The following is a 16,468-nucleotide window of genomic DNA, read 5'->3' on the forward strand; positions in this document are numbered from 1 at the left end:
TAGTCACTTTAACCATAGCAGAAAGGGGTTCTTTTTTCATCACTTAACGGGTGAAGATGAAAAAGTAATTGTAAGCTGCCGTGAGGCAGTTTCACATGGTTTTAATTAAAAGTATGAATTATTCAGGCTACTAATTAGTTATTTAATTTCATGGTAGATATAATGTGGTATTATCATCAGTTAAAAAGCCCTCAGAATTGATCTGAGGACTTTAAATGTTTTATAAGGTAAATCTCCATATTTTTCTCTTAAAATCATCAAAATTTAATGAGTGGTTTGCTTAAGTTATTGCTAAATGTTATACTACGTAAGTAGTAATTTGAGCGTTATGGGGTCATTATGTTAAATCCTATTAGCATCACATTTATTGCAATATAATACGCGTATAATGATGCGCAAATAGGAGGAAAAACAACATGGCTAATGGAACAGTAAAATGGTTTAACGCAGAAAAAGGATTTGGATTTATTACACAAGAAGATGGTACTGATGTATTTGCACATTTTTCAGCTATCCAAAGTGATGGTTTCAAAACATTGGATGAAGGTCAAGCAGTGACTTTTGAAGTTGAAGAAGGTCAACGTGGACTTCAAGCAACTAACATTGAAAAAGCTTAATTAAATTTAAACTATAAAAGGTACTTAGAATTTTTCTATGTATCTTTTTTTATACAAAAAAACAATCCATTCAGACTAATATCTTTGAACGAATTGTCTAGTTGTTGCAAAAAGCACTATTGCTAACAGTAGCAAAAGTATATAGTGAAATGACTGTTATTGCAAGATTATTTAAAAATTATAGATAATATCAGAACGGAGAAATATCTTGTGACTATCCAAAACGAAATTCAGAATGATAGAAAAAAAATACTTAGACTATTGGTAGAAGTACATTCTCAACACATTCCTTTAAATGATAATCACACAATTGGAGACAATAAAAATTGTAAAATTTGTCAGATATTTATTCAACTAAATGAATCGGATAACATATTGAGAGAGAAACTTAAGCTAATTCAAGAGGACAAAAACTTCATTCAAGATTTTAACAATTTGAGACGAAGTTTAGGAAGACTTCCTCAAGAGAAAGAATATAAAAATAAAATAGAAGTTATAGAAAGGTTTGGTTCATGGAATAATTTTCTTAATAAAACTCAAAATTATTTTAATCGTTGAGTTATAGACAAAATATTATTCAAATTTAAAGCCCTCAGAGCATTCTTCTGAGGACTTTGAATATTTTATAAGGTAAAACTCTTTGTATTTTTCTCTTAAAAACGTCAGAGTTAACATAAGCGACGTTGTACTAATTTAATTCTAAAAATTTTTAATAATTAATTGTTTTCAGTATGAGTAATAGTAATAAATTGACTAATATCCTTAGAATAGATATGTTGGCTAAATTGTTGACTAATTATTTTACTAATATTTCTATAGGCAATTGATGGTGTATTAGGAACAACATAAAACGTATGACCATTTTCGTTATAAATAGGTGATTCAATATTTGTTGCATGGGTTCCTTCAATTGCATTTCCAGCATCTGCTGCAGCATCAATAATAAAACAATTATTTTTTAATTTTTTTTGTTCATTTTTTGAAATAATTGGTCTTCCGTTTTCTCCAACTTCAATTCCATTAATAATTATATCAAACTCTCCAAGTTGTTCTTTAAATAGAGGCATCGTTTTTCTATAAAATAGCCGTACATTTGAGGAGAATTTTGAAATTGCATGGAATGAACCTTGTGAAACATTTCCAGAACCTAATACAGCAATTTTTGTTTGTTCATCAGGGAAAAAACCGTAGCTAATAAGAGCATGAATAGTACCTGCGTAACCGGCATAAAAACTATTTTGGTAAATAAAATTTGAAGGTATTGAGTTTAAGGGATACTCGTGATTTTTGAAGAAAACAGTGGGTTTAATATTATCTAAGTCTACAACAATTAATTCTTTAGGAATTGCTTGATTTTTCATAAAAGACTGTCCAGAACCTTTTGGATGAGTCCATCCAATGATAATTTGACCGTTTCTAATTAAAGGATAATCATTTGGTTGAATAAGTTTAAGAGAAAAAATGCCATCGCAAGTCTTAAAAATATCTTTTCGATTTAAAACAGTAACATTTTTATCTCTGTAAGCTTGATCAGGTATATTTAAACTTTCGCCAAATCCTATTTCAATATATAGTTCATTTTGAAAATCCTTAATATCTTTTGGAAGAAGGGGAACTCTTTGTTCGTTTGTAAAATCTGATTTAATAAATCCTAATTTCATATCAATCGCTCCTTACCAATATTTTAAATTACTTAGTTCTTCTTTTAGTATACACTTATATTTGTAAGTATGTATTTAAGTGCTCTAATTATATTATTTGGTTACCCTTTTTGATGAGACCAAAAATCTACTAGAGGTAAAAAACTGAATGATAAGTAACAAGATTTAAATATATTCTTAATTAGATATTATGCCAAGTGAAAAAAGAAATGCTATTTTTATGAAAAGTTTAATATAGCAGACATCTGTAGAATTCGATTATTTGAACATAAAATAACTTTCATATAGAATTGAACTATAGATAGGAGGAATGGATATGTCAAATAAGATGTCAATTTCAACTGTAGTAAATAGTGGTGGCCGTGAAGGTGAAAGTAAATCAGTGACTGGTTTTCTTGATTTAAAAACGAGTGGTCAAAGAAAGGAAGGTTATACTAATCCAGAAGAATTGTTTGCAGCAGGGATTTCTGCTTGCTTTAATGGCGCATTAGAATTTCCTTTGAAACGTGATGGGCTAGCTGATCGTAATCGAGAAATTAGAGCAGAAGTAACTTTATTTGGCGATTTGCCAGATGAACATAGTTTACATCTTGAAGTAGCTTTAATTGGTAAAATAGAAGGGTTATCAAAAGATGATACTATGAAATATTTGAAGGAAACTGAATCAATTTGTCCTTATACAAAAGCAATTAAAGGAAATGTTAATATTACATTAGTTGCTGGGTAATATAAATTGATTTTTCATATCATATTTTTAAATCAAAAAATGGAGAAGTCATTTCACATTTAAGGATTGTACCTTTAGTATTTTCTTATCAAGAAACTTCTGTTGGAAGATTTTTTATGAAGAAAGAATACAGAGGAAAAGGAATTATAGAAGAACTTTAAAAAAAGGGCTAGATTTTATTTGAAATGAATTAAAAGAAAGAATTGTTAAAATTAAAGCTCAAGATTATTAAAAAAATTCTATAATTTTTTTGGTTTTCAAACCATATCTAGAAGATAATATTCCTCATGTCGATACGATTTTACAACAATAACATAAATCGTCACGATAGATAGGGATGGAGTCATATTTAGATATATATATAATCGTTAAAAAATAGAATTTATGAATTAAAAAGTCCTCAGAATCATTCTGAAGGCTTTAGCTATTTTCAAAGGGAATCTTTATTTATATAACTTTTTAAAATTATCAAGGTTAACGTAAGTGATGTGATCCCCATTATTACCAAGGGTTACAGACGTAAATATTGTAAAAATCGGTTGAACTACCTCAAATCAAAAAGTAGATTCTTATTAAATCAAGATTTTTTTAAAAAGTTTCTGACTCGTTTGGATACTTTAATTTTAAGTGAAAAATTATTAAAGTAATCCTAAACTATAGTTAGATATTTTTACAAGATACGACCTAATAATTATGAGAAATATTAGTTATTTGATATAATGGTTTTATATGATTGATAGGAGGCAATAAGATGAACAAAAAACAACTTATTATTTTGGGATTAGGATCTGTATTTGGATTAGCAGTTCTAAAAAAAATGAATGAGAGAACAATCAATAAAGATTCTGTCAAAGGTAAAGTCAAAGAAGTAGCTGGTAATATTACAGATAATGAATCATTACAAGTGGAAGGTGTAGTAGATCAAATTTTAGGCGCATCCAAAGAAGTATTAGAAGATGTAAAAGATTCTATTAGTACTGTATCTAACACAGTATTAAGTCCAGGAAAAGTAGATAGAATTAAAGCTGGCTTACAAAAATCAGTAGGAGAAATGACAAATGACAAAGAGTTAGAAACTGAAGGGATTGTAGATGAAGTCCTCGGAACATCAAAAGAAGTTGTCTCTAATGCGAAAGAATCAGTTAATGATGCTATGAAAGAAACTAAGGAATCACTTAATAAATAAAATGAAAGGTAGTTATTTAAAAAGTTATCAAAGAAATACGTATATGCTATTTAACAAAATATTATTTTTTTGAGATAACTTCTTTTTTTAAAGGCTGCTAATATAGGAGGGGTTATGGTGAAATTATCGAAATCTGAACACACTATCATTCATTCTGCAACTGTTGCAGCAGGCGTAGTAGGTGCTAGTCCAATTCCTTTTTCAGATGCAGCTTTATTAGTACCTATTCAAACTACTATGATTGTTGCTCTTTACAAAAGAAATGGTTTAACTATCTCCCAAGGTGTTGTAAAAGGACTATTAAAAGCAACTCTAATTTCTGGATTTGGGAAATCATTAGCTGGTAACCTATTTAAGTTTATCCCTGGAGTAGGCACTATCGCTGGGGGAGTTATTAATACTGGAGTGGCGGTAACGTTTACTGAGTTTTTAGGTTACGCTGTTGCGAAAGAATTACATGGCGTTGAAGATATTGATATGCTAGATCTTACTCAGGTTATTTCAAATGCAGTTAAAACTTTTTCAAAAATATAAATCTTTCATGCCAGTGCTTTTAATGAACAGGGTTTATAAATTAGTTTTGTTAAACAGTTATTTATAAGTTGCAATACATTTATAACTTTACGTGACTACTATTCCCACAATGATAGTTACACTAACCAACTTAAAAAGTTGTTCTTTTAAATAGAACAGCTTTTTTTATACTATGCCAATTTTCACATAAACCTAGTCGAATAGCGATAGTTAAAATAAATATTAAAATTTATATGATTTTTATTTGATAGCGTAAAATATATATTTTTCAAACTAATTATATTAAATTACTTTATTTAACACTTGGAATAAGGTTATAATTATTTTTATAAAACTGATATATAGCAATAATAATTAAAGCGACTGCTCCACCTAATGCTATATATTTTAAAATCATGTGTTGATTTGTTAATACATTAGAAGATTGTAATTGATTATTAATACCGTAAAAGGCCCATGCAATAGGTAAAGGAAATACAGCATTTTTAATTTTTAAAGTAATCAAATAAATTAAAATAACAGCAACTATTAAAGTTAGACTAGCCCAAAAGTTTTCAGAAAGATAAAATCTGTTCCATTTCAATTTGACTAAGGTTGCTGATATATTTACAATAGTAGCAACAAAAATCCATCCTGCGTACAATCCGAAAGTTATGGGAAGGAGTAATGTTTTTTTTGTATTAAAAGTTTCTATACTCTTTAATATTGATAATAGCGAAATTAGAAGCCCAAATATCAATAAGACAGATAATTCTAGTTGTAAATATGAAAATGAAATAATCCACAATATATTAAATAGACTTGCAATCCAAAACTTTAAAGTGATAGCATTAATAATTTTTTTATATTGAAGATCATTACTTTTAATTATCATCAAAATAATAGATACAATTAAAAACATATATATGATACCCCAAATACTAAATGTGCCTGGATTAGGTGTTATTAATGTTGGAAATTTATCTGAAACTTCTTTTTGAGAATAATTATTAATTTGACCACTTGCTCCAAGTGAATTGATTAATAATGTACCTATCAAAATGATAAAATTCCCAATTGCTTTTTTTCTTTCTACCATTTTTCTATCTCCTTCCAATATTATGTAATTAAAATATGTAATTAAAAAATAACTGTTTAACAATAAAAGATATTAATGAATAATAATGAAGTCAGAATTGAGTGTAATCGTATATTTTATTAATACATATATAATTATAACAGAGTGTCTTTCATAATGTCATTCGTAAATCAATTTTTGCAGTTAAAAAATTTTAGCAAACTGATTTTAGAAATTTAAGGTAATTTCATAGCAAATTATCATGCTTAAGATTATATTTAGCTTTGTTTAATAAATCTTATGTAAACTAATAAGATTTGAATTTTATTTTATACACACTCGATAATAGATCAATTTTATGGTCCCCCGCATTTACGATTGCACAAGAGAAACATAAAGTCGACCTATTAGCATTTCTTTTCAATTCAAACATTAAAAAAGTTTATACCTCTGCTACTAAAAAATGAAATTATCTATTTAAAATTTAAAACGGTAAATCTGATTCATCCAAATTGGAAAATGGATCAGCCTGTATTGGAGCTTTGTATTTCTCCATAATAACAGATATCTTTTTTTCATTTTTTAAAAAATACCTTTTAAATTTCTTATAGTCCTCTGAAATCAAAATATAGCGTGATGGATACTCATCAAAAGAAGAATCGTATTCTTCCTTTAAAATTCCCGATTTACTTAATTTTTCTAGTACATCAAATACTCTATCACTCAAGTAACTCCTTAAATTGTTATCACTTTCCCATTGAACTACTTTTCTATAAGTTGAATTATCAGTTGAAAAGATAGAATTTTCATCCATAAACGCATATATTAGCAGCAATCTTTCATCATTGTCAAATTCTATTGGATCAAAAATGTCTAAATTATCTTCAAAATATTCATCAGTTCCTATAACTTTCTTGTTAATTGCTGAAGATGTCTTATAAGAAATAGGATCTAAATCAAAACGTTTTGATTCTAAATTATTTTGTGCTTTTTCAATTAAATGATTAACTTTTTTTGTGAGAAACCTTCTGATATTGTCTTTGCTATATGTTCCATAAAAACCTTTATCTTCAAGAGAATCCCTGTACTTCTTAACTTCTATATACTCTTCAGCCAAAATTTGTGGAACTGGTTCGTCTAAGAAAAAAATTCCTACTTCGCCTTTGCTATTTTTATAGAAGTAATCAATTTCTGCTATAGTTCCCGATCTATAATTATCAACTGGAGAGCCCAACTTATGGCCAAAAATCGCTAATAAAATATCGCTATTTTCTACAATTTGTTTATTAATAACACTTTGCCCAGAGCTATTATTTACATAAGTAGGAATCGCATTAGTTTCCCATCGTATAGGCATCAAAATCACTTTTGTATTATCTGTATTTTCTATATTCCATCTATATATGGTTTCTTCTACTTCATTCCTTTTTGCTGCTATATCACCTGGTGATGCTATAAATACTTTTATAAGATTTATGGCTTTCATTTATTGTACCTTTCTCTCTAGTTCTCTTTAAAGTAATTTTGGTATAAAATTTATTGTCTTTTACACTATAGTACAACCTTTATCTATCTAGTAAAAAAAGGCCCACTAAACTAATTGATTAGTTAGGAGCCTATTATAGATATATTTTCAACTCGCTTTTAAGCAAATTCTACTACCAGCTTTTTACCTAATGCTCTGGCGATATCATCAAGTTTATCGAAAGATACGTTATCCCCTCTCTCAATTCGAGCAATAGTAGATTGAGTTGTATGTGCTTTTTGTGCAAGCTCCGCTTGAGTTAGCCCTGCTTCCTCCCGAGCATGATAAAGAGCAACCGCAGTTTCGAGTTTTCTTCCTTCACGGTCATATGCTTCTGCAAAATCTTTATCTTTTTTCTTTTCTTCAATCAATTTTTTAATCATCATTTGTGAACCACTCCTCTCTAAGTTCTTTTGCATGCTTGAGTTCAGTTATTGGTGTTTTCTCCGTTTTTTTAGTAAATCCGTGAGTAATGACATACCTTCCATTGTCCACATGGAAATAGATGGCTCTTTGGATGTTTGATCCTACCTTACTTCTTAATTCGTACAAATTAGTGTCTAATTTTTTCACCCATTTCAACCGTTGAGCTACTAGCATCCCATTCTTTTCTGTTTCTTCTATTGTACGTAAAAGCTTCGCACTATCTTTTTTTGGTAATGTTTCCAACCATTCTAAAAATTCATCATGACCATTAGGTCTTTTAAATGTTTCAAAAGATATTTTTTCCATACCCAATTATATCATATATTGATTTTATATTATAGTATATAACATAAAAATTCGAATTGTATACTATAAAATATGCATTTTATTATCTATTTAATCCTTTATACTTAGTAAACAAATACTCGCACAAAACCATAGAAGAATTTGCAACAAGAATTGCTTCTTCTTCCTTAATTACTATTCTATTTGAGCCATGTGCATGAGCATCTCCTTGACAATTTCTCATTTCGAGTATTTTATCTGATAATGTATTGAGTGCTCCAACAAGGGCTTTGATTCTATTATCCATATCTTTTTCAGTTTTAATATTGAGGCGGCCAAATGCTTCTTTTCTTAATTCTTTTGACTTAAATAAATTAATATTAACACTCGGTCCTTCGGTATTTTCAATAATAAATTTTAGAACTTCATCTATTAAAGTATTTGCTTTTGTCAAAACAGAGTCAAAATCCTTGTTTTTAATATCTGTTTGAATCCTAATGGGTAGCTGCCGAATATAAAGTAAATCAATCTCGCTTGAAAATTTCATTTTTCTTAATGCAGTTGAAGTATCTTCTTTAAATACTTCCTCAAAAAGCAACTGAACTATGGGATTCATTTCAGTAGATTCATATTTTTTATCTCGATCCATAATACCTTTTAAAGATTGGATTAACCGATTCTTTAACGAATCATCAAATTGATCGTCACGCAGAAACTTTTGAAAGGATACTCCCTTTGAGCCCCCATAATGATTTTGTATTTCAATCCCTACGATTTTCTTTGTAAATATGTTCCACGTTACATTAGTAAAGTCTAAAATATATCCCGCTGAACCAACTGAAAAATAAGTTGCTAATTGTTTTGCTTCGTCTATAGTCATCATTTACTTATACCTCTTAAATTGTATGTTGGATTATTTTCAAATAATTAATACCAAAGATACACTTTTCATATAAAAATGATATAATATTTGACTCATTGACTAATAGATTACTGTTGCAATACTTTGATAAAAGTTCGTTAAATTTCATAAATACATTTTCGGGTATTGATAATAGTCCTAAACTGAATCCCTACCCGAAAACTGAACACTCAAAAAAAAGAGTGTTGTTAGTTTTCGGGTTATTTTTGTGCAAGTTTTCGTCTATCTCTTCTCTATATTCTTCAATATTTTCTTCAGCTAAAATAGGATCTCCACAAGCAATTTCTCCCAAAACAGGAATCTGTCTATATTTTTCAACAGGTATTAAATTTTTCGATATCTCGCCATACCGCGGATCAATCGTAGACTTCAATACGCCAAAATAATCTGCTATGTCGTTAAAGGCAGCGCGCGTTAATGCTGGATTCACTAGCAAAGAAGCCGCTAAAGCTGCTGATGTGCATTTTCAAACGTTGTCCAAATATGAAAAAGATAGTTCTGATATTCCATTTTCTCTTTTAAATGAGCTGTCTAATCTGTATCGAGTTCCTATTAACAATATTTTTTTGGGCAAAGAGTACGCTTTAATCCGTATCATAAATAATAAAAGAAATGAGGTAATGAATTGAACGAAGTTTCAAAGGTCGTTCTGGCAATCGAAGCCCACGAAAAAGCAAAGTCTTAGTCTGATACGCTTAACACTTCTTTACTATAGATTGCTCTAAGTGTAAACCGTCAGGATTTTTTACTGTCTAAATTTAACTAGCACCACGCGTATGAGTATTAGTCTCTTAAATTAAAATTGGTCTGGAAAGTAACTTGTTAATTCAAGTTCTTTATCAAGGGCTATTAAATAGGGAACCTTGTAGGGAAATCAATTCATTTTATGAAAGTGATTTCTCATTTGTTTAAACAAAATTATCCTAATTATTTCTAATTGATTCTATAGTCACTTTACTTAGCGATACATAAAAATTGTGATACAATTAAGTTATAACTTAAAGGATATTATGGTCACTAAGTTACACATATAAATTTTTATGGAGGTGTTGTAATATGGCAAATTTTTACGGAAATGATCCTTTTTTCAACAATGATATGGATGATGTTTTCAATCAATTATTTCGGCGCATGGATAATCAAAATTCGGAGCGTGCACGGTATTTAGTTAATGGACAATCGTTGACACCGGATGAGTTTACTCAATACCGAGCAACTGGTAAGCTACCCCAAAATAATAAAACAATAGAAGTATCTAAAGATGGTAAACAGGCTGTTAAAAAAGGAGGGATTTTAGAAAAGTTAGGGACTAATTTGACGGAACAGGCTCGTGATGGCTTACTAGATCCAGTGATTGGACGTGAGAATGAGATTCAAGAAACTGCAGAAATTTTGAGTCGTAGAACGAAAAATAATGCAATCTTAGTTGGTGATGCCGGTGTAGGTAAAACTGCAGTCGTCGAAGGTCTGGCACAAGCAATTGTGGCTGGTAAAGTTCCAGAAACGATTCAAGATAAAGAAATCTATTCGATTGATTTATCGTCTTTGGAAGCGGGAACTCAATATCGCGGTTCTTTTGAAGAAAATATTAAACAGTTGGTAGAGGAAGTTAAAGCAGCTGGTAATATTATTCTATTCTTCGATGAAATTCATCAGATTCTCGGCACGGGTGCCACTGGTGGTGAAGATGGTGGCAAAGGATTGGCTGATATCATTAAACCTGCTTTGTCACGTGGCGAGCTGAGTGTAATCGGGGCTACGACTCAAGATGAATATCGCAATACTATTTTGAAAAATGCGGCTTTGGCACGGCGATTCAATGATGTTGTGATTAATGAACCGACGGCCGCTGACACTTTACGTATATTACAAGGTGTTAAAGAGCTGTACGAAAAACATCATCATGTTGTATTACCAGATGATGTTTTGAAGGCGGCTGTGGATTATTCAATCCAATATATACCACAACGCACTTTGCCAGATAAAGCTATCGATTTGATCGACATGACTGCGGCTCATTTAGCGGCTAAAAATTCGCAAACTGATGTTGAGACATTGGATCAACGCCTTAAAAAATTAGAGGCAGCTAAGGAGGCCGCCATTAAAGCGGAGGACTTTACAAAAGCCGCTGATATCAAGAAGTCGATCGAGGAAACCAAGCAAAAAATTAAAGAAACGGATCAAAAAGAAAAAATCACTGCCACGATTGATGATGTGGCACAATCGGTTGAACGTTTAACTGGTATACCAGTTTCTGATATGGGCGCTAATGATATTGAGCGCTTGAAAAATCTTGATAAGCGTCTGAAAAGTAAGGTAATCGGTCAAGATGAAGCGGTTGAAATGGTAGCAAAAGCAATTCGGCGTAACCGTGCGGGCTTTTCAGAGGGTAATCAGCCGATTGGAAGTTTTCTGTTTGTGGGCCCAACTGGCGTAGGAAAGACTGAATTAGCTAAGCAATTAGCCTTAGATATGTTTGGAAATGAAAATGCGATTATTCGGCTAGATATGAGTGAATATGCTGATCGTACAGCTGTGTCGAAATTAATTGGTACCTCGGCTGGATACGTAGGCTATGAAGATAATGCTAATACTCTAACTGAACGGGTTCGGCGTAATCCATATTCCATTGTATTATTAGATGAAATTGAAAAGGCTGATCCACAAGTATTAACGTTACTGTTACAAGTGATGGATGATGGGCGCTTAACGGATGGACAAGGCAATGTCATTAATTTCAAAAATACGATTATTATTGCTACTTCTAATGCTGGCTTTGGTAATGAAGCATTAAGTGGTGACAAGCAACGCGATCAGTCATTAATGGATAAGTTAGCACCATTTTTCCGCCCAGAATTTCTGAACCGTTTTAATGGAATCGTGGAATTTTCACATCTGACTAAGCAAGACTTAAGTCAAATTGTCGATTTGATGTTGGCGGATGTACAAAAAACTTTAGCCAAAAAATCCATCAAACTTGAGGTAACTAAAGCGGCCAAAGATTGGCTGACGGAACAAGGCTATGATGAAGCAATGGGTGCGCGACCATTACGACGAGTAATTGAACAACAAATTCGTGATAAGGTAACGGATTTCTACCTTGACCATTTAGATGTCAAAAACTTGAAGGCTGATTTAGTGGATGGTGAGATTGTGATATCAGCAGCTTAGCTTAAATCAGTGTTTATAAATAACTTTATATAAGAGGAGATTTATTGAGAAGGAGATTGCTTGATAGATCTCCTTTTTTCGTTGATTTTCACCATTTGATATTAATCTATTGAATAATATGGGTAGCGTCAAGGATAAAGTCCATATAATTGTGTAAAAGCAAGAAGGCCATATAAACGCCTTGAATCTCTACCCGAAAAATGAACACTCAAAAAAAAGAGTGTTGTTAGTTTTCGGTATACTTTATTTGAGTTATACAGAAGGGAGTGGGCATTTTGAGTAAAAAGATTTATAACCAATCTGAAATTAAAAATTTGGAAAATAATCCGAATATCAAAAGTGTGACAGAGAGAAGCATCACCTATTCATCATAATTCAAAACAAAGGCAATTAAACAGAGCCTACAAGGCATGACGGCCACTCAGATATTTGAACTTGCAGGACTTCCTTCCCGTTTAATTGGAGAAGGAAAAGCGAACCAAACACTGTCTCGTTGGAAAAAATTATATAAAAGACATGGCGAAGATATATTGCTTCAAGAGACTCGTGGTACTGGTCAGAGTGGTCCATATGGATCAAGAGGACAACTATCGTTAGAAGAAGCTTTAGAAAAAGCTAATGCCCGTATAGCCTATTTGGAGGGTAATCTTGAACTAGTAAAAAAATTAGAATTGCACGAGAGGAGCGTGAAAAACGACAGAAAAAACGACTTAACTAAACAGGAACGCTTTGAATTAATTAACCAAATTATTCGTGAAAATCAACTTGTTGGCATGGTTAATCATTTGTGTAATCTTGCGGGGGTAAGTAGAAGTGGCTATTATTACTGGCTAAGTAGTAGCTATAAACGAAATGAATGTGAGCGCAATGATTGGGAAGATTTCCAATTGTTATATAGGGTATTTCTCGATAAGAAGAAATGTGGCATCGATGAAATAAAAATGGCGCTAGAAAATGAATACAGTATAATAATGAATCATAAAAAAATCAGAAGAATTATGCGTAAAAATGCCATTATATCAACAATAAGAGCAGCTAAACCGTATCGTAAAATCATGAAGGCAACTCAAGAAAATGCTACGAAGAAAAATATTCTCAATCGCCAATTTAATCATAATATGCCATATAAAGTGTTTCTAACAGATATCACTTATCTTCCTTATGGAAGTGGACAATGGGCTTATCTTTCAGCTGTTAAAGATGGTTCTACTGGCGAGATTGTTGCACACCACTGCTCAACTAGCTTAAAAATGAACTTAGTTTATGAAACACTGGATAAATTGAATGATGTGATTAAAGATATGCCATTAATGGACAGATATATCCACTCAGATCAAGGTATTCATTATACATATCCTGTTTTCCAGGAAAAAGTAAAAGATATCGGGTTAATTCAATCCATGTCGAGGCGGGGGAACTGTTGGGATAATGCACCAATAGAATCATTTTTCGGACATATGAAGGATGTAGTATTATCCGAAAGAAGAGAAACACTACAAGACCTTTGGTATGCTGTCGAAGAGTATATTGAATTTTACAACAATCATCGTTATCAGAAAAAATTAAAAAAGATGACCCCGACTGCTTATCGGGATCTTCTTCTGTGGGCAGTATAATGTTCTTTTTTATTTGTTCAGTTTATTGGTAGGGGTTCAAACCGTTGCTAAACATAATCTTATTCGCAATCAACAAGGCTGTACCCACATTACCATTCCAGAATATTTGATTTTTCGAAATGAATAGAAACAGTCGCAGGGCTTTTTCCGTATCTGATATCTCTTGATTCATTATCTCACCATATTGATTGTTTACCTCGTCTTCAGCTAACATTGGTGGCACATATCTTCCTTGAATCGTCGATACTTCTACCCCACCAGTTCGTATTTCACCGGGAAAAAGCGCATCCTCTGCTGCAAGGATCCGATTAATCCGCTTACTTGTCTCTAACAGGGGCTCCTGTACGTCGTTTAAAAGCAGTTCAAAGCCTCTTTTTAAGTTAACGACGGTCAGGACATCATCTACAGCCACGTTATTGGCCCGGTTATACTTAATAATCTCTTCTGTTTGTAATAGCGTTGTATTCAATCCTTCAAATTTTCCCGCATTATACACCAGTTCCACAATGTTTTTCTTCAATAAATACACAGACTCTTTGCGAGATAAGTGATATTTATCAGGAAAGTTAGGCTGCTTTTCTTCGTTCATTTTCTCACCTATTGAATTTTTCCTTCTATTATATAGGGCATTATTCTGTCATAGATCCAAACTCTTTACCGCGGTATCTTTGTCTTCCTGAGTGATCCCAATATAGCGTAAAGTCTCCCGTTGTGAAGAATGGTTTAGCAACGACTGAATGATCTCTGTTTTGGTTCCTTGTTTGTACAAAAAATAGCCGAAGGTCTTGCGCATCGAATGGGGACCAATTTCTCTTAACCCAACCGCCGTTCCTGCTTCATGAATGATCCGCCAAAGACTTTGTCGGGTCAAAGGCGTATCTGCTCCTTTTCGACTTGGAAACAAATACTTGCTGAAGTCTTGTACTTGCAGCTGCTCAGAAAATTCGGATTGAACATAGTCAAGAATCACTTTTCGTAATTTGTTCGAAATGAAGACCGAATTGTGTTTAGCTGTTTTTTGTTCCTTCATGGCCAGACGTTCTTTGACAATCACCCGACCACGGGAAATTTCTAATACGTCACTTAATTTCAACTGCCTTAAATCGGAGATTCGATAGGCTGTATTGATCCCAATCGAAAAAAGCACCAAATTCCGTTGCCCATATTTTCCGGAAGCCAAAATTGCCTTCATGGCATCGATCTTTTTTTTGTCGCGAATCGGTTCCACGCTCTTCATTTTTAGTCCCCTCTCAAATGTTACTTAATATGATTATAACAGATAATAAGTCCCATTTAAACAAGCTATAGAAAAAAGGCCCTAAAAGAAAAGTGATTTCCTCTTAGAGCCTCTAAGGATGGAGCGATTTTAACGAAAGAGACACAATCCGATTGTGTCACATTGGACTTTTGATATTTTCGGTAAGATTTGATTATCTCAGAACATTAATATTGCCCCTTTAAAAAATTTTGTCAGTACTTTTAAGTTATTCTATTCTGAAAATTCAAAATTTTCAGTCTATATAATTAACTTATATTCAGTTTTACCAAATGATAAGCTTTAAAAAGTATTCAGAATTTAGTCATGTTATGGATCCAATAAAGTAGATAGGGAGCGTCAATAATTTTGTGTAAATAACTCGTCCTTCTGCAAAATAATGGGTTACTCAGTAAACATTGAAGCTAATGTATCCGTCACTTGTTGGAAGCCTTTATGGCTTCTATTTAAGAATTTTTGATTGTATGTATCAAAGATGAATACTAGGAAATGCTCTAGTGATTCTTAGTTTCTCAATTCAATAACTATAATCAGAAGTTTTTGTGTCGGATTCATAAAGGTTTTAAAGAAATACAAGATACATTAGAATCAATGTTTTAACTTAACCGACAGAATGATTTTTTCCATTTACACATAATTCTTGACGCAACCGAAATTACTAATAACCATATTTTATATTAGATATAGACATCAATTCTTTTAATTTTTTTGATTGCTTTGCATTTAAAGATACACCGTCTTTTTTTATTGCATTTGATATTTCTAAATTCATACGACTTAAAATTAAAGGTACTGAAGTTCCTTCATTTTTCAGATTTCCAAGGTAGGTGTGCAATACCATTCGAAGGGAATCATTTCCTGAATCTGTCTCTAAATCATCTAATAATTCAGTAATAATTATTTCTGCTCTTTTGCTTCGATTATCTCCGCCAGAAAACCATTTTAAATTACTCATTTATTAATCCTCCTTAATTTTAATTTACTTTTAAATAATTTTATTATAATTTCTCGAAGTCACTTTTTATCTAAATCAATTATCAAAAAATCGAGTCAATTACACAAGATTGTGGACTTGACTAATTCTTATTGTGACAAACTCATATTTTTTAATATGTAACTATTTTTTCCTCTTAAATATATTATACCACTTAGTTTCTTTTTCTTCTTTCTCTTCTTCTAATTCTGACTCTAACATTTTGATATTATCCTGAATAATTCATATAATTTCAATAAATTTCGACAAGCCTTGTTACAATCGTATTTTTGGCTTGTTCGATAATCACCCTTTGGGTGTACAAAAAGAACCCCAATCTGATATGGTTAAGTTACGACACAAAGACCATAGAAAGGGGTTCTTTCAATGATTACATTACAGGAAAAAAAGATGCAATTCAACTCTAAATTGACAATTTCAAATACTGGTGGAAATTTATCCACTGACTCTGGATTAATTCTTGTCAAAGAA

16 protein-coding genes and 2 pseudogenes are annotated in these 16,468 nt (G+C 31.7%); 8 read left to right on the forward strand and 10 right to left on the reverse strand.

The features are described 5' to 3' along the window. Positions 1-416: 416 nt before the first annotated feature. Positions 417-617, forward strand: a complete 201-nt coding sequence (locus tag CBF36_RS11370; RefSeq protein ID WP_125958505.1) for a cold-shock protein — start codon at positions 417-419, stop codon at positions 615-617. A gap of 210 nt (positions 618-827) precedes the next feature. Next, on the forward strand, positions 828-1,175 hold the full coding sequence (locus CBF36_RS11375; RefSeq protein ID WP_125958506.1) for a homing endonuclease associated repeat-containing protein: 348 nt from the start codon (positions 828-830) through the stop codon (positions 1,173-1,175). 158 nt (positions 1,176-1,333) lie between these two features. Here CBF36_RS11375 and CBF36_RS11380 read toward each other — a convergent pair whose 3' ends face one another. Then, positions 1,334-2,278, reverse strand: a complete 945-nt coding sequence (locus CBF36_RS11380) for a Rossmann-fold NAD(P)-binding domain-containing protein (RefSeq protein ID WP_125958507.1) — start codon at positions 2,276-2,278, stop codon at positions 1,334-1,336. A 316-nt stretch (positions 2,279-2,594) separates the two neighbouring features. On the opposite strand from CBF36_RS11380, the gene CBF36_RS11385 reads away from it, so the two are divergent. The 3 genes from CBF36_RS11385 (at position 2,595) to CBF36_RS11400 (ending at position 4,725) form a co-directional block, all read left to right on the forward strand. Next, complete coding sequence (locus CBF36_RS11385; protein ID WP_125958508.1) at positions 2,595-3,005, forward strand: Ohr family peroxiredoxin; 411 nt, start codon at positions 2,595-2,597, stop codon at positions 3,003-3,005. A 751-nt stretch (positions 3,006-3,756) separates the two neighbouring features. Beyond that, the gene (locus CBF36_RS11395) at positions 3,757-4,191 is read left to right on the forward strand and encodes a CsbD family protein (protein WP_243638028.1); all 435 of its coding nucleotides are present in this window, start codon (positions 3,757-3,759) and stop codon (positions 4,189-4,191) included. A 117-nt stretch (positions 4,192-4,308) separates the two neighbouring features. Continuing rightward, the gene (locus CBF36_RS11400; protein ID WP_125958509.1) at positions 4,309-4,725 is read left to right on the forward strand and encodes a YcjF family protein; all 417 of its coding nucleotides are present in this window, start codon (positions 4,309-4,311) and stop codon (positions 4,723-4,725) included. A 292-nt stretch (positions 4,726-5,017) separates the two neighbouring features. On the opposite strand, the gene CBF36_RS11405 is transcribed toward CBF36_RS11400, so the two are convergent. From CBF36_RS11405 to CBF36_RS11430, 6 genes and pseudogenes are all read right to left on the reverse strand, one after another. After that, the gene (locus CBF36_RS11405) at positions 5,018-5,803 is read right to left on the reverse strand and encodes a tryptophan-rich sensory protein (RefSeq protein ID WP_125958510.1); all 786 of its coding nucleotides are present in this window, start codon (positions 5,801-5,803) and stop codon (positions 5,018-5,020) included. A gap of 463 nt (positions 5,804-6,266) precedes the next feature. Then, a complete protein-coding gene (locus CBF36_RS11410; protein ID WP_108144705.1) occupies positions 6,267-7,268 on the reverse strand; it encodes a DUF4062 domain-containing protein in 1,002 nt (333 codons plus the stop codon). Positions 7,269-7,426: 158 nt separating this feature from the next. After that, the gene (locus tag CBF36_RS11415; RefSeq protein ID WP_002339787.1) at positions 7,427-7,693 is read right to left on the reverse strand and encodes a helix-turn-helix domain-containing protein; all 267 of its coding nucleotides are present in this window, start codon (positions 7,691-7,693) and stop codon (positions 7,427-7,429) included. Further along, positions 7,683-8,039, reverse strand: coding sequence for a type II toxin-antitoxin system RelE/ParE family toxin (locus CBF36_RS11420; protein ID WP_002339788.1), 357 nt, complete (start codon positions 8,037-8,039; stop codon positions 7,683-7,685). Before CBF36_RS11420 ends, CBF36_RS11415 begins: the two co-directional genes overlap by 11 nt. 82 nt (positions 8,040-8,121) lie before the next feature. After that, complete coding sequence (locus tag CBF36_RS11425) at positions 8,122-8,901, reverse strand: abortive infection family protein (protein WP_125958511.1); 780 nt, start codon at positions 8,899-8,901, stop codon at positions 8,122-8,124. A 250-nt stretch (positions 8,902-9,151) separates the two neighbouring features. Then, a pseudogene (locus CBF36_RS11430) lies at positions 9,152-9,370 on the reverse strand (LexA family protein); the annotation flags it as partial. Here CBF36_RS11430 and CBF36_RS11435 point away from each other — a divergent pair. The 3 genes from CBF36_RS11435 to CBF36_RS11445 all read left to right on the forward strand — a co-directional run bounded on the left by CBF36_RS11435 (position 9,333) and on the right by CBF36_RS11445 (position 13,727). Further along, a complete protein-coding gene (locus CBF36_RS11435) occupies positions 9,333-9,569 on the forward strand; it encodes a helix-turn-helix transcriptional regulator (protein WP_003728509.1) in 237 nt (78 codons plus the stop codon). The pseudogene CBF36_RS11430 and the gene CBF36_RS11435 sit on opposite strands and share 38 nt — an antisense overlap. A 427-nt stretch (positions 9,570-9,996) precedes the next feature. Further along, the gene (clpL, locus tag CBF36_RS11440) at positions 9,997-12,111 is read left to right on the forward strand and encodes an ATP-dependent protease ClpL (RefSeq protein ID WP_125958512.1); all 2,115 of its coding nucleotides are present in this window, start codon (positions 9,997-9,999) and stop codon (positions 12,109-12,111) included. Positions 12,112-12,521: 410 nt separating this feature from the next. Beyond that, positions 12,522-13,727 (forward strand): IS3 family transposase, encoded by a 1,206-nt coding sequence (locus CBF36_RS11445; protein WP_207854506.1) that lies wholly within the window; start codon positions 12,522-12,524, stop codon positions 13,725-13,727. A gap of 37 nt (positions 13,728-13,764) precedes the next feature. Here CBF36_RS11445 and CBF36_RS11450 read toward each other — a convergent pair. The 3 genes and pseudogenes from CBF36_RS11450 to CBF36_RS11465 form a co-directional block, all read right to left on the reverse strand. Then, positions 13,765-14,316: pseudogene (locus CBF36_RS11450) on the reverse strand (Fic family protein); the annotation flags it as partial. A gap of 48 nt (positions 14,317-14,364) precedes the next feature. Further along, complete coding sequence (locus tag CBF36_RS11455; RefSeq protein WP_125958513.1) at positions 14,365-14,964, reverse strand: tyrosine-type recombinase/integrase; 600 nt, start codon at positions 14,962-14,964, stop codon at positions 14,365-14,367. 697 nt (positions 14,965-15,661) lie between these two features. Then, a complete protein-coding gene (locus CBF36_RS11465) occupies positions 15,662-15,958 on the reverse strand; it encodes a bacteriocin immunity protein (RefSeq protein ID WP_010731573.1) in 297 nt (98 codons plus the stop codon). Positions 15,959-16,468 lie beyond the last annotated feature (510 nt).

The organism is Vagococcus bubulae (assembly GCF_003950315.1).
GTDB lineage: Bacteria > Bacillota > Bacilli > Lactobacillales > Vagococcaceae > Vagococcus > Vagococcus bubulae.